The organism is Acidithrix ferrooxidans, assembly GCF_000949295.1.
In the GTDB taxonomy this organism is placed as follows: domain Bacteria; phylum Actinomycetota; class Acidimicrobiia; order Acidimicrobiales; family Acidimicrobiaceae; genus Acidithrix; species Acidithrix ferrooxidans.
The window spans coordinates 1-13,491 of record NZ_JXYS01000103.1; the positions used below are offsets into that span (position 1 = coordinate 1).

The 13,491-nt window shown below is 48.2% G+C and carries 13 protein-coding genes and 1 pseudogene; 6 read left to right on the forward strand and 8 right to left on the reverse strand.

Going from position 1 to position 13,491, the window contains the following annotated elements:
- Nucleotides 1–715: pseudogene (locus tag AXFE_RS19545) on the reverse strand (IS1595-like element ISAxf1 family transposase); the annotation flags it as partial.
- Between the two features lie 56 nt (nucleotides 716–771).
- Here AXFE_RS19545 and AXFE_RS15180 point away from each other — a divergent pair.
- The 5 genes from AXFE_RS15180 (at nucleotide 772) to AXFE_RS15205 (ending at nucleotide 3,653) form a co-directional block, all read left to right on the forward strand.
- Entirely contained in the window at nucleotides 772–1,332 is a 561-nt protein-coding gene (locus AXFE_RS15180) for a DUF5995 family protein (protein ID WP_052606800.1), read from the forward strand.
- 349 nt (nucleotides 1,333–1,681) lie between these two features.
- Nucleotides 1,682–1,924 (forward strand): hypothetical protein, encoded by a 243-nt coding sequence (locus AXFE_RS15190; protein ID WP_052606802.1) that lies wholly within the window; start codon nucleotides 1,682–1,684, stop codon nucleotides 1,922–1,924.
- Complete coding sequence (locus AXFE_RS15195; protein WP_052606803.1) at nucleotides 1,924–2,607, forward strand: DUF4011 domain-containing protein; 684 nt, start codon at nucleotides 1,924–1,926, stop codon at nucleotides 2,605–2,607. The genes AXFE_RS15190 and AXFE_RS15195 overlap by 1 nt, the downstream gene beginning before the upstream one ends.
- Nucleotides 2,608–2,610: 3 nt before the next feature.
- On the forward strand, nucleotides 2,611–2,745 hold the full coding sequence (locus AXFE_RS21650; protein WP_152626142.1) for an AAA domain-containing protein: 135 nt from the start codon (nucleotides 2,611–2,613) through the stop codon (nucleotides 2,743–2,745).
- Between the two features lie 116 nt (nucleotides 2,746–2,861).
- Nucleotides 2,862–3,653: a hypothetical protein gene (locus tag AXFE_RS15205; protein WP_152626140.1), complete on the forward strand. Its 792-nt coding sequence runs from the start codon at nucleotides 2,862–2,864 to the stop codon at nucleotides 3,651–3,653.
- A 605-nt stretch (nucleotides 3,654–4,258) separates the two neighbouring features.
- Here the strand turns inward: AXFE_RS15205 and AXFE_RS15210 are convergent.
- From AXFE_RS15210 to AXFE_RS15240, 7 genes are all read right to left on the reverse strand, one after another.
- On the reverse strand, nucleotides 4,259–6,058 hold the full coding sequence (locus AXFE_RS15210) for a dipeptide ABC transporter ATP-binding protein (protein ID WP_052606813.1): 1,800 nt from the start codon (nucleotides 6,056–6,058) through the stop codon (nucleotides 4,259–4,261).
- Nucleotides 6,059–6,069: 11 nt separating this feature from the next.
- Complete coding sequence (locus AXFE_RS15215) at nucleotides 6,070–7,014, reverse strand: ABC transporter permease (RefSeq protein WP_052606806.1); 945 nt, start codon at nucleotides 7,012–7,014, stop codon at nucleotides 6,070–6,072.
- Entirely contained in the window at nucleotides 7,014–7,979 is a 966-nt protein-coding gene (locus tag AXFE_RS15220) for an ABC transporter permease (protein ID WP_152626141.1), read from the reverse strand. The genes AXFE_RS15215 and AXFE_RS15220 overlap by 1 nt, the downstream gene beginning before the upstream one ends.
- A 146-nt stretch (nucleotides 7,980–8,125) precedes the next feature.
- On the reverse strand, nucleotides 8,126–9,886 hold the full coding sequence (locus AXFE_RS15225) for a class I adenylate-forming enzyme family protein (RefSeq protein ID WP_052606808.1): 1,761 nt from the start codon (nucleotides 9,884–9,886) through the stop codon (nucleotides 8,126–8,128).
- Nucleotides 9,887–9,973: 87 nt separating this feature from the next.
- Nucleotides 9,974–11,206, reverse strand: a complete 1,233-nt coding sequence (locus tag AXFE_RS15230; RefSeq protein WP_052606809.1) for a M24 family metallopeptidase — start codon at nucleotides 11,204–11,206, stop codon at nucleotides 9,974–9,976.
- Between the two features lie 73 nt (nucleotides 11,207–11,279).
- Complete coding sequence (locus tag AXFE_RS15235; RefSeq protein ID WP_052606810.1) at nucleotides 11,280–12,200, reverse strand: TIGR03620 family F420-dependent LLM class oxidoreductase; 921 nt, start codon at nucleotides 12,198–12,200, stop codon at nucleotides 11,280–11,282.
- 118 nt (nucleotides 12,201–12,318) lie between these two features.
- Nucleotides 12,319–12,963, reverse strand: coding sequence for an ABC transporter substrate-binding protein (locus AXFE_RS15240; RefSeq protein ID WP_052606811.1), 645 nt, complete (start codon nucleotides 12,961–12,963; stop codon nucleotides 12,319–12,321).
- A gap of 114 nt (nucleotides 12,964–13,077) precedes the next feature.
- Between AXFE_RS15240 and AXFE_RS15245 the strand changes: the two genes are divergently transcribed.
- Nucleotides 13,078–13,356, forward strand: a complete 279-nt coding sequence (locus AXFE_RS15245) for a transposase family protein (protein WP_052606812.1) — start codon at nucleotides 13,078–13,080, stop codon at nucleotides 13,354–13,356.
- Nucleotides 13,357–13,491 lie beyond the last annotated feature (135 nt).

A 13,491-nucleotide genomic window follows, 5' to 3' on the forward strand; every position in this document is an offset into this window, starting at 1 on the left:
ATGTTACATGTGCTTGTTCGTCTTTGGGATAGAGTGATCGAATGCGCTAGTCCAAGGTCTCGAGCACATACCCCGTAACATTTGGGTTACCATCACTTATCANCTTGGTATCGGAATCTAAACGTCTCACAAAAACATCTTTGAATGATTTAGCAGTGGTATCTTTGATTACTTCCATGAAGCAATGAGTAGGAGCACCATTGCTAATCGACACTCCAATTAGGACATTGGTTTGTTTTGTTCCCTTTCCTCTTTAGCCTTCGCCATGGCTCTCACTACCTAAAAAGAACTCATCTACCTGGACGTTTCCTCCAAGTTTATATAAACCATTTCGGTCAGCCATTGCTTTTCGTAGCTTATTTAGCATCAACCAGCCAGTCGAATAAGATACTTGAACGAATTTAGCAATGGTAGTAGCCGAAAGACCACGCTTGTCGTTGGACAATAGATAGATAGCGGAGAACCACTTGGATAAAGAGATATGGCTTCGATGAAAGATAGTCCCGGAGGTAACGCTAGTTTGACGGTGACAAGATTTACATTGAAAAAGTGGAGCTCGAGATGCTGCATTTCTTCGATGGTTTGGCCTGATTAAGGTAAACTGGTCAGAGTCACACTTTGGGCATCTAAATCCCTCTTTCCACCGCAATTTGATCAAATGATCTTCACATGCTTCCTCTGAAGCGAAGCGTACCATAAAGCCTGAGATATCCACCATGCCTCCTTTATCGAACATCTGTTCTACTAAAGATTAGCTCCAATCTGGTCTCGGTGGAGGCGAAACTTACGAAACTTGATAAGTATGATCCGAAGCTTATCGAGGAATTCATCGTCGTCTTTGCCGGGTATTACTTCAAGGCAATTAATGAAACTTTCGATAATAGTGAAACTTTGAGGGTCTCATGGTCCATGATGAATACTATCAAGGGACGGCCTTACCCGGCTATCATATCTCTGTTACTCGGAGCGAATGCCCACATTAACAATGATCTACCTTACGTCTTATCAAAAGTCATGAATAATTCCGTCGCCGAAAACCTGTTGGGCGACTTGGTTAGAATTGATAAATTACTAATGAGAAGCGGCAAACAGATAATTGGCTCGTTTACCGAGCAAAATACGCGTTTGGACTTCCTAAAGCGCCGATTCCAGTTCCTGTATTATCGGCCAGCAATGTACACGATTCTGTACTGGCGTATTATCGCCTGGAGAAACTATCAAAAGCTCCTAGATACAGACGCAACACTGGCCCAAATTGACATTAGAAGTCAGAAAATCGGCAATCGGCTGCTAAGGGCCGCCAGGATATTACTTTTAGTCGCGCCATACTAGTTTGGGGAGCTAGCCTTCCAAAAATCAGTGTCTACTAAATCTGGGTAACCTCAGTTTTATAAATCGAGGAAATGGTAGCACGGCTGAAACCCACTAGCTCTTGCAAGTGGGTTTTGACAATATTTTGAAAGAGATCGCCTCGCAAGTCGAATGACTCTGCTCTCCAATTCACAAGCCCATTTATCGGGGACCCTATTCTGTGAACCAAGAATATCTTCATCCATTCTTTATGATTTAGGATATTTGAGGGAAGCTGAATTTGCCGGTCTACCTCGAGAAATGTGCGAACCTAAATGATCTTCAAACAAAAGCATCTTATTTCGCATATTCTGTTGCGAATCGGCCCTAAATGCGAGTGGAGATTTTTTTTAGCGAATTGAACGCAACGGTCAAGACACCACCTGAATCTACTAATAAGCGCATCGAACTCGTTGCGAAGGCATCGAGGGGTTGGATCAATGAGCTTGTAGACCTTGTCGGCAGAAATAATTTGCTCTATTACCGCGATCCGAAGCAGGGAACCTTGACGCTTGAACCGGTGTCGATCGAAAATGAAACTGCTATCGAAGCTCTTCTTGTGGGAAAAAAGTAATGCTTTCGAATTGGTTTGGTGATACGGCACGCCAAATAGCGGCTCGCCGCGTGCGCACCATCAACGCTAAAGCAAGCGAGAACTTTCAAGAAAAGGGACTCCAGACCTTATACCTAGCTTGGGAAATGGCCACTTGGAACAACCCCAATAGCGAAGCAACTCTGGCGGCGCCGGTGTTGTTACGGCGAGTCGCTCTAAAGCCTAAGAACAGTATTGAGGATGACTTTGAAGTGGAACAAGCAGAAGAATGGAAGATCAACCCTTCGCTTTTGCACATGCTTAAGACTGAATACAAAATAGATACTGCCTCTATCGATCTGCTAAATGTAAACGAAGACAACTCCGATTCGATCGACTCCAATCCTTTATTTGAAGGGCTTTCAAAGGCGTGTGTCGAAATTGCGGGATTCGCCATAAAACCCCGCATCGTGATTGGCAATTTCTCCTATGCCAAGCTTCCCATGGTCCTCGACCTCGAGAGTTCACTTGATGCCTTAGTCGCATCAGACCTTATTTCTTCCCTCGCTGGCGACTCAAACTCGCTAGAGTCTCTCCGAGGTCGACATCCAAAGGTAACGCTCCCTGACCCCGATCGACAACCACCCCAAGATGAATTTCTAGTTCTTGACGCTGACGCTAGTCAATCCTATGTCATCAATGCAGTCGTCGGAGGAGCGGACTAGGTCATTGACGGACCGCCGAGCACCGGAAAATCAAAAACGATACCAAACCTTATAGCCTCTTTGGCTGCTCGGGGTAGAAAAATCCTTTTCATAGCTGAAAGACGCGCTGCAATCGACGCGGTAGTAGATCGTCTATAGAGCGTAGGACTTGAAGATTTGGTGCTTGACATCCATAAAGGAGCGGGGTCGAGACGTAAGCGAGCCGAGAATATCTCCAAATCCTTACCTCTGCCTCGTCTATTGCCCGTCCGGATATGGCTGATGCACATGAAAATCTAACCCGACATAGACGCACTCTAATAGAAGTTACCAACGCACTACATAAGAGTCGCGAACCATGGGGTCTGAGCATTTACGAAACCCAGTCACGGCTCATGGCCTTATCAGATTCAGTAACCTCAATGGTTCGGCTTCGAGGCGACGCACTTGCACGTCTGAGCGGAGATTCACTTAGAAATGCTCGAGCGGATTTAGAAAGTTTTATTGGTTTGGATGAATTGACACTTTCGCCCCAAAGCAGCCCTTGGGGCACGGCTTTCGTTGACGCCACAATTACGCCTCCCGAAGCCGCTTCGAAAGTCCTTGATGTACTTACAACGCTCAACACCGATACGCTGGTATCTGCATTTGAAACTTTCTCAAGGTCAGCCGATGGCTATGGTCCAAGTAGGCCGAACGGTGTAGCGGCATGGGGAGCCATCCTTCAACTCTTTAGAGATACAAAGATTACCCTTGACCTCTTTGAAAAGGAAATATTCGAACTTCCACTTGCGCAGATTACAAGCAAGCTTGCACCGGGCGAAGCGAATGGCATCGCCAGTTCTATTGCAAAAATTACCAATAGCTCCTATCGACAGGCCCGAAGGCAGGCGTTGAGTTTTTGGATTGGATCTAGGCCCTCACCAAACGAACTTTTCGTTGCTGTGAAGAAAGCACGAGACCTTTCGGAAGCCTGGCGTCAAAGCGCCAAGGGCGGTGTGTTCCAAAAATTTCGACTAATTTACTGGACCTCGAGGAAGTCTATCAGCGACTCAGTCTCCAACTAAAAGATCTCGCCAAATTGACAGCACGGCCAGATCTTTTGGATAAGTCTTTCGCCGAGCTTAGCGAGCTGTTAAATCTTCATTCAGTGGACGCAACAACACTATTTAGGATTCCTGAATCAACTCGGTTGAACGCTAAATTCAAAAGTTCCGCATTGGAGGCCTCCTCGCAGATATCCGCTCACAAAGCATAAATCTTGACGGTGTCTTAGTGACCTTGGGGTACGTCTAGCTGATGTCGATCGTAGAAGCAGGTCACTATCTGATTCACTTGTTGGAACCTTCGACGGGACAGCGCATTCGCGAACCGTAATTGAATTTCAACGGGCCGATCACGAACATGTGAAAAGTGCTTCCCTATACGTTCGCTGACGGCTCGGCGAACGTATAGTGAAGCTTGCGACAGCTCCCCAAAGGAGTCTGAAGTCATTGAACGCCAAGGTCAGTTAAAGCGAGACCACCTTCCAGATTGATTCTGGTTGATCTTCTTACGCAACTGCGCTCGCCTTACCATGGGTAAACGGGTAAGCCTTTTGAAAGGCACAATGATTTCCTTCATCTACCTAAATTATGAATAAAAAAACTCACAAGAGTAGCGAATCAATTAATTACGAGCTGCTCTGAGGCAAAGCCGAGGCAACGCTATTTAGTTTTGGAATATCCTGCATCAAACGAATGGTGTATGGATCTTGGGGTCGTTCCAGGACGTCTTGGACAGTTCCGGCTTCGACTACTCGACCATGAGAAACAACTACCACGTTTTGTGCAATACTTCGAACCAGAGCTAAATTATGCGTTATAAAGAGCATTGACAACTGCCGCTCCTTCTGCAACCTTCTGAGTAGTTCCACTATGACAGCCTGAACGCTCACGTCTAGCGCAGAGGTAACCTCGTCACACACAAGAAGTCGTGGCTCCACTATAATTGCGCGTGCTATGGCTACCCTTTGACGTTCCCCGCCAGACAGCTCATCGGGGAAGCGTCTACCAACTGCTGAACCCAAGGAAACTTCGTCCAAAACCCGAGAAATTCGCTCCGCTCGGTCCGAACTGGTCAATCTCATAAAATGTTCTAATGGTTGAGAAAGAATTTGACTTATAGTCTTGCGAGGATTGAGAGAAGTGTACGGATTCTGAAAGACATATTGGATCCGCTGAAGTTGACTTGAGTTACGTCGTCGAGCACTCTTGTTCATCTCATCTCCATCAAAGAGAATCGATCCATCAAAACTACCATGTAGCCCAACCACACAACGAGCGAGCGTAGTCTTACCCGATCCTGATTCACCAACTATTGCAGTGCAGGACTCGTTCGGAACATTCAGATCTACCCCGTGTAGCACTTTAGTTTGACCATAAGCCGTCGATAACGCACGAACTTCCAAAAGAGGTGGCTCTGACGATGGAATAATCTGCGCCCTTGAATTTCGAACACGAACAGAGAACGACTTTCTATCCGTCACGCGGATACATCTAACTTGGCGTTCTCCGATCTCAATCGGTAGCGGGTCTTCCCTTAAGCAGAGTTCTATTGCTTCTGGGCATCGAGCGGCAAACGAACATCCAACAGGGCGACTTCCAGGTCGAGGCGGCTGACCTGGAATACCCCAAAGCACTTCGGCTCGATCAGGCGATGGAATTGCACCTAGCAGTCCCTGACTATAGGGGTGCATAGGCGACGCAAATACCCCCTCGGTCTGGCCGACTTCTACCAAGCGACCTGCATACATGACTCCCACGTGGCTAACAAGACCACCAACGACAGCAAGGTCATGACTTACATATATAGCGGCTACCCCGTATGCAGCACACAAAGTCTTCACCGTCTCCAGAACGTGCCTCTGGGTTGTAACATCAAGACCAGTAGTCGGTTCGTCTAAGACGATCACCGAGGACCTACAGGCGAACGCCATTGCTAGCGCAACACGTTGTTGCTGACCACCTGATAGCTGATGTGGAAAACGCCGAAGTATCCCGGAATCCGGATCAAGATTGACTTCCCTTAGGACCTCTACCATTCGTCCTTCGACGTTATCTGTAACCTCGGGATGGGCACTAAGTAGTTCGCGAATCTGGTGACCAATCCTTAATGCTGGATTCAATGATGCTGAAGGATCCTGGGGAACATAAGCGATCTTAGAACCCCTAACTTCTCGCAGGCCAGCAGCATCGAGTGCTAAAATATCCTTTCCATCTAGATAAATACTTCCCCGAGTAATCTTAAGTCCTCGTCGCGTATACCCCAAAAGTGCCAGTGCTAGGGTAGTTTTACCCGACCCCGACTCACCAACCAAACCGAAGATCTCCCCCGCCCTCACGGAAAATGAGATCTGATCGACTACGTCTCCAGGACGACCCACCAACCGCACCTGCAGATCTCTAACCTCAAGTCGATTTGCACCCTCCATGATTGTCACGACTAGTTCACCCCTGTTCCAAGGCGGACATCGGATGCTTGAACTTCATCCTCTGATGATCCGCTACTGCGTTCAAGACCAATTGCAACCCGAGCAACTGCGTCTGTAAAGGTATTGGTTCCTATGGTAAATAGCGCGATAAGTGCCGCTGGAGCTATTACCGCTAAAGAATTTGCACTAAGACCGATGCGATTTTCCTGGATCATATATCCCCAATTAGGAGATGGAGGTGGTTGTCCAAAGCCTAAAAATGCAAGTCCAGCCATAATAACTATCGAATATGTTAACCGCAAACCTATTTCAACCATCAATGGGCTCACAAGGTTAGGCAAAATCTCTTGGCGCATGATCTTCCATGACTTCACGCCTTGGAGTTCTACAGCACGGACATAGTCGCGCTCCGAAACATCCAACGTAGCAGAGCGGAGAACACGAGCCACCGCTGGCGCATGGACAAGGCCAACTGCCATCATAATCAACCAAAGTTTAGGGCCCACAAGACTGACTAGCAAGAGCACGAAGACAAGTGCTGGAAATGCAAGCATCACGTCGACTGTACGCATGATAATGCTGTCGGATCGACCTCGGAGATAGGCAGCGGCCATACCCGCGACTCCTCCAAGAACGATACCAAAGGCTGTCGCCCCCAGAGCCATCAATAAAAGTAACCATCCGCCGTCAAGAACGCGAGATAAAACGTCCCGCCCTAAGATATCTCCCCCAAGCGGCATAGAGGCCGAAGCTGGAGAAAACGGAATTCCGATGAAACTAAGTGAAGAGTGTGGTGCCACAAGTGGCCCCAGAAAAGCAATAACTGCCACTATTCCAGATATGATCAATCCGATTTTTCCACGCCGCGTATGGGCTGCCCGAACTACTAATTCAATCCATTGAGAGCGCCTAAATCTGGCAATACGGCTATTTGACCCGTGATTTACCGTCGCCATCAGTGCACCAACCTGCGTCTAGGAGTTGCGAGCAGAGCAACTACATCCGTCAATATGTTTACAATTACGTATAATGCAGCAAGGATGAAGACCATGAACTGAATCACTGGAATATCACGATTCGCCACGGCGCTTACGAGACCTTGTCCAACGCCGGGAAAATTGAAGATATCCTCTACTATGACGATTCCTCCAGCTAGATATAGAACCGTTAACCCAATTACCTGTATGGTCGGAGCGATCGCGTTTGGGAGAGCGTGAACTATCACTATCTTCCAACTCTTGATACCTTCTAGACGTGCCAACTGGACGTATTCAGACTCTAGAGCTTCGACCATGGCTCCCCTTGTCATTCGCATGATATAAGGAATTATTACTATCACAAGCGTCAGCACCGGAAGCACGAGGAGTTTCGGGGCACTCCATGCATATGTACCAGGTGGGATTATGGACACCGCGGGAAAGAGGTGGGTAACCACAGTAGCAAAGAGGATGATCATCGCGATTGCGACTACGAATTCGGGAAGCGAAGTTATACCCAACAGGATTACAGATGACACATGATCGAACCAACCGTCTCGCCGTAGCGCAGCAATGGCACCAAGGAGCATTCCGAGGAAGACTCCGATGATTCCCGAAAGCAATACTAGGACTCCAGAGTTGATTAGGCGAGGTTCGACTTGTTGCCAGACGCCTTGACCATTTGCTAAAGACGTCCCGAGGTGACCAGTAAGCATCCCAGAAAACCAGGACCAATATTGAGCAACTAAACTTCGATTCAGATGAAGTTGAACTTCCATGGCGTGCAGCCTTGCCGGTGTCGCAGTATGTCCCAAAACTGCATATGCAGCGTTACCCGGAAGTACCTCTGTAGCCGCAAATACAATTATCGAGACAATCACCAAGGTAACTATTCCAATTCCACCTCGTCTCAGAAGTAGAGCCACCATAGGATGATCGCTCATCCAAGAAGTCGCCTTTACGGACACTCGATCTTGTTTATTATCTATTTCCTCAACTAAAGCCAAAGTCAACCCCCTTATTTCTAACTTTTCGAGCTATTTCAAGCAATCATTCGAACTTTATCCTGACCTTGGACCCCGTTAGGCACCTAGAGATCGTCTAGGCCAAGTTCATCTCGAAGTGAGCGCTTTAGAATCTTTCCCGATTGCCCCCTCGGGAGTTCACCTTCGCGGAACCAATAGCGGTCCGGAACCTTAAACCTCGCCATACGTTCTGAAAGAAACTGACTCAATTCGTCCCCAGTTGCGTCCATTGACTGGCGAAGTACGACGATAGCACCCACTCGCTCACCTAATACCAGATCCGGAACAGCGATGACGGCGGCGTCCAAGACCGAGGGGTGCTCGAGAAGCCTTCCCTCGACCTCCACCGATGAAATATTCTCTCCACCTCGAATAATCACGTCTTTGACACGATCTATCAAGTTGATTCGGCCATTCTTATCGATAACGGCAATATCACCTGTTCGCAACCATCCACCACCGAATACAGCTTCGGTCGCCTTCGGTTCACGCCAATAGCCCAATGCAACTCCTGGTCCGCGAATACACAATTCTCCTGATTCGCCCCATGGCAAATCAGATCCATCGGGTCCAATAACTTTCACATCAGAAACTGGTATCGGAGGACCAACACTTTCTGGGTTGTTCTCGCAATCAGAGCCCGAGATAAACGAGATAGTCGAAGACGCCTCGGTCATACCATACCCGTTCTCTAAGACAACGTCAGGCAGTGCATCTTTAGTATGTGATACGAGTGCCCGAGACAAAGGCGCGCCTCCAACGAGAAGTTCACGTAAGCTCCCTAGATCCGCCTGCCTATTTTCAAGCGCATCTATAATTTGGCGTATCATCGTAGGCGCTCCGCCGAAAGTGGTCACATGGCGCGATTCTATTAAGGTCAAGGCTTTATCTGCATCCCATTTGTGCATCAGCAAGAGCGTTCCTCCGCAAGCAATCGTTCCCAGCAATGCAGAGTGACATCCCATTGCATGAAAGAGCGGTGCGGTCAAAAGATAGACGTCTCCGTCCACATCCACACCAGTTTCACTTGCACCTGAAAGTGCCTCACGACGAACTGCTCGAGCGAACTGCCTGGTCATCATGTTAGAGCAGATATTTCCATGCGTTCCAAGCACACCTTTAGGACGACTAGTAGTACCGGAGGTGTAAAAGATAGTCGCGAGATCTTGAGACGATAGATCAATTGCGGGAAGCGATAGCGGCTGGCTGTGCGAATCCTGATCTGGCCGCTCTAGGAAGACGTTGAAGTCCGCCAATATCTCTATATCAGATTGGTCTACCTCGGACTGGGCGTCTGGATCGACCAAAAAAATACGCTCAACACCGATGGTTCTCAAGCGATCGATCTCTGGCATCAGTCGATTCCAACGCTCCCTATCGACTACCAGCACCTTTACTCCGGCATCAGCTATTCCATAAAGCAGCTCTTCTCCAGTCCACCATGCATTCAGCGACACGATCACTGCACCAACTGCAGCGGCTCCAAAGAAGGCCACGCTCCATTCGGGACAATTCCGCATGGCGATAGCAACCCTGTCTCCGATACCAATATCGAAGTCCTCAAAGAGTGAGCATCCAAAAGCCGTAGCCGCAACTAAGTGGGAATCATACGACATCTGAAGGCCATCTAACTCGAGAAAGGTCCGATCTCCGTAGGCCTGGGTTGACTCAAGTACGGATCGCAAAGATGGTTGCGCGTACTTCCAACTTCTCATAGGCTGACCGTCGATATCCTCAACCATTACTTCAAAGCAGCTTCCTGGCTTCGTTAAACGAGTTTCAATCTCGGAGTATTGAATATGCAATGCTGGCTGGCCTTTCTCCATATCTATCGCCCTATGTCTACAAAGTGCGTCATGGGCTCAGCTAGCAAATTAACTAAGCAGCTGAGCCGACGCTCCTGGGGGAACATATCAAACATCGAGAAGATCATGTAAGGGATATTGAGAGATCCGCACGGCTCCATCGGATGTGATCAGGTATTCGTCTTCCAGCTTTACCCCATCTTGTCTTCCCGGGACGCCCGCATAGCACTCTACGCAAAGAACCATATTAGGTTCAAACTCTTCGTCAGGTCCGTCACCATTGAGATCTGCGAGGCCAACATATGGACTCTCATCTTCCATGCCAAGGCTGTGAACCACCGCAGAATAAGCCTGTTGTCGATATGGTTCGGGCGGCAACTGAACACCTCTTAGGAGTTCTCTATAACCCAATCCTGGGCGAAGAGCCGCTGCAACTCCGGAGATAAAGTCAACCGCAACACGATAGGCTTCCTTCTGATCGGCAGTCGGACGACTTCCACACAGGAACGTTCGAGATATATCACAGGCATAACCCTCGGGACCAATCATGTCTGTATCGACGGCCACTAGGTCGCCAGGTCGCACCAATTTACTAGAGGCCTCTTGGAACCACGGATTTGTCCGACTTCCTGACGCCACTAAGCGCGTGGAAGAATACTCGCCGCCTAATCGCAACATCTCCGCCCACATGACGGCGAGTAGTTCATTCTCGGAGATTCCGGGACGAATGGCTTGCTCAAGCTGATAAAGAGATGCCTCACCTACCGCTACTGATTGCTTCAAAAGTTCAATCTCGTCCCACGTCTTGATCTTTCTTGAAGCCTGTGTCACTTCGTCGGCGTCGCATATCTTCACCCCAGCAGAAGTCAGCGCAAAAAAACCATAGGCATCGAGTCGATCGACTCCGACTCTTTCGCCATGCAACCCTCTTTCTCGCAAGGTTGACAAAAGATCCTCAACGGCCTCTGAAGCCACTTCTTCCGCGGATCTACCTGAAAATCTGTACTGCCAATGCCTCGCCGGCCGCACGTCTTTCCAAAAAACATTGCCACGGTAAAGTGCCTGCGGATATCCATAAACAACCGGTTCTCCAGTTACAGGAATCAATACGTAGCTCGATAGGTGCGACGCGTTCCACAATGGCGAGACAGCCATTCCCGTAGCGTAACGAACATTAACTAAATCTGTCAATACCAATGCGCCAATATCACGCTTGACCATTTCGGATTGGAGTCTTTCATATCTTTGGTAGCGCATTCGTTCCAAATCAACTCCAAGAAACTGCTGTGTAGCGACTTGGCCCAAAACCGAACGATCTAGTGCGACTTTCGACTCTTTCAAATTTGCTTCCCTTCAAAATACATCCAGCTCACTGGATAAAAAACCTCACTAATCAACGACACTAAATGCAGCATTAGCCCTTGGCTACAGATGAAGCAAGGTCCATCAAACTTGGTGCCAGTGCCCTCCAAGCTTCATGGGGCACGTCCCTGCGACCTGGCGCGAGCATCTGAACACAGACATGATCAGCACCGGCATCGAAGTGAGCTTTTACTCGGTCCATGATCTGTTCTTCACTTCCCCAAGCAACTACAGTATCAACCAAACGATCGCTACCTCCATTTTCAAAGTCATCAGCGCCAAAGCCCATTCGCTTGAAATTGTTCTGATAGTTGGGAAGGCCTATGTAAATAGCTGTATGTGCTCTGCCAATTTCGCGCGCACGAATGGGATCACTCTCTAGTAGTACCGCCTGTTCCACGCAGAGTGTACCTCTATTCCCCATCACCGACTTAGCTTCAGCGGTGTGCTCTGGTGGCACAAAATAGGTCAAGATACCATCGGTCTTCTCAGCCGCAAGAGCAATCATTTTAGGACCAAGTGCTGCTAAAACAACTCTTGACGGAGTTGTCGGACGCGACGCAGTGAAGGGTGCTGCCTTCATTGCATCTAAATATTTGCTCATAGCAACCAAAGGAGTCTCGTATGAATGACCCCGAAGATCTTCCACTAAAGTACGGTGGCTCACACCCAGTCCCACAACGACGCGTTCCGGAAACGCCTCAGTCAAGCTCTTGGTCGATGCGGTCATCGAGACGGCGTCACGAGCCCATATATTAGCTATTCCCGTAGCACCTACCAAGTGTTTAGTCTGCGAGAGAAGGAGCGCTAAGTGAACAAACACCTCACGACCAGCTACTTCTGGAAGCCAAATCGATCCATAACCGAGTTCTTCCAGCTCAGCTGCATAAGTCTGAGCCTGACTAGTCGGCACGTAATCAAGCGCCGCCGTCCATAGTCCTATCTTGGGAAGCTTCATTACTTCATCAACCATGATTTCCTACCCTTTTCATAACATTTATTCCCCATCCAGTGGGTCTGCGTCAAATTGACGCAGACCCACTGGATGGTCTTCGAAGCTTATGCTCAATAAAATACAGCGAGATTAAGCGCTACTTGGCCCAATATATCTGCTCGAAGTCAAAATTATTAAGTGGAATCCCAAGGACCGAAGTTTGGAAGCCAGCGAGCTTAGCGTTGAAAGCGTCGTTGACGTCTGTGAAGCAAGGGATAATATACCCGCCTTCGTTAAAATCGATCAGCATCATCTCCTGAGCGATCGCCTTCCTCTTCTGAGTATTCACTTCAGCATTTGCCTGCTGGTAAAGGGAGTTATAATGAGCGTTGGTCCAATGTGTCTCGTTAAAGGGTGAGTTCTTTGCAAGGGATGCTGCAACCTGAGCAAGATAAGGTGTATAGGCATAATAGTCCTGAGAAAATGTCCAAGACAGATAGTTCGGACCGAAGAAAGTCGTCGAATTAACATCGTTTAGTTTCACTTTAATGCCAGCGGCTGAGGCCTGTTGTGCAAAAACCTCTGCCATCTGAACGGTCGCGAGCGCTATCGGTGAAGTAACTAGAGTGACAGCTAGTTCCGGGTAGCCAGCCGCCTTCAGAAGATGCTTCGCTTGTGGAATATCCTGTTGGCGAGTGAGCGAATGATCATAATAAGGATCGAATGGAGACGAGACATCCGCTCCAACAAAACCATAACCACCCAGGGAGCTATTGATCAACTCAGGACGGTTAACTGGCACTTCGGATTTAACGGTGGCTAGAGGTTAAAGTTCCATTTTTATAAAGTCGCTTTGGAGGTGGTACAGGGGTTCTGCCAGAATGGGATTTGACAAAACTCACAATGGAGAGCCCCTGTGGAAAAAGATCATAAAGCAATTTCTAAAATCTTGGTTGGTTTAGTTGATATTAATTTGATAGGCGTTGAAGATAATCTTGGTGAACCGCTCCATGTTCACATTGAGTGTTCTAATTCACAAAAGCAATGTCCAACTTGTGAAGGCAAAGTTCACCATAATGGCCTCAGAGTTGTTGAGGTTGTAGACCTACCGTCTTTTGGTCGCAAGGTTATTCTTTTTTGGTCTAAGCACAGATGGCGATGTGCAAACAAACATCTGCCCCCAACCGTCTTTTAGTGATGATGATCCAAAAATAGCTCAATTTCAAATACCCACAAGGTCGTCTTCGCCTAAGTGATCGGGCGGCTAGATGGGCAACTTATGCTGTTGGAGCCCAGCGTCGTAGCGTTTCTTGTGTGGCTAGGAACTTGG

What these genes read in the sequence shown, in the direction of transcription:
- AXFE_RS15235 (WP_052606810.1), bottom strand. Translation starts at nt 12,200, where the DNA reads ATGGTTGATGAAGTAATGAAGCTTCCCAAGATAGGACTATGGACGGCG.
- AXFE_RS15220 (WP_152626141.1), bottom strand. Translation starts at nt 7,979, where the DNA reads ATGAGCGATCATCCTATGGTGGCTCTACTTCTGAGACGAGGTGGAATT.
- AXFE_RS15195 (WP_052606803.1), top strand. Translation starts at nt 1,924, where the DNA reads ATGCTTTCGAATTGGTTTGGTGATACGGCACGCCAAATAGCGGCTCGC.
- AXFE_RS15215 (WP_052606806.1), bottom strand. Translation starts at nt 7,014, where the DNA reads ATGGCGACGGTAAATCACGGGTCAAATAGCCGTATTGCCAGATTTAGG.
- AXFE_RS15190 (WP_052606802.1), top strand. Translation starts at nt 1,682, where the DNA reads ATGCGAGTGGAGATTTTTTTTAGCGAATTGAACGCAACGGTCAAGACA.
- AXFE_RS15205 (WP_152626140.1), top strand. Translation starts at nt 2,862, where the DNA reads ATGGCTGATGCACATGAAAATCTAACCCGACATAGACGCACTCTAATA.
- AXFE_RS15210 (WP_052606813.1), bottom strand. Translation starts at nt 6,058, where the DNA reads ATGGAGGGTGCAAATCGACTTGAGGTTAGAGATCTGCAGGTGCGGTTG.
- AXFE_RS15225 (WP_052606808.1), bottom strand. Translation starts at nt 9,886, where the DNA reads ATGGAGAAAGGCCAGCCAGCATTGCATATTCAATACTCCGAGATTGAA.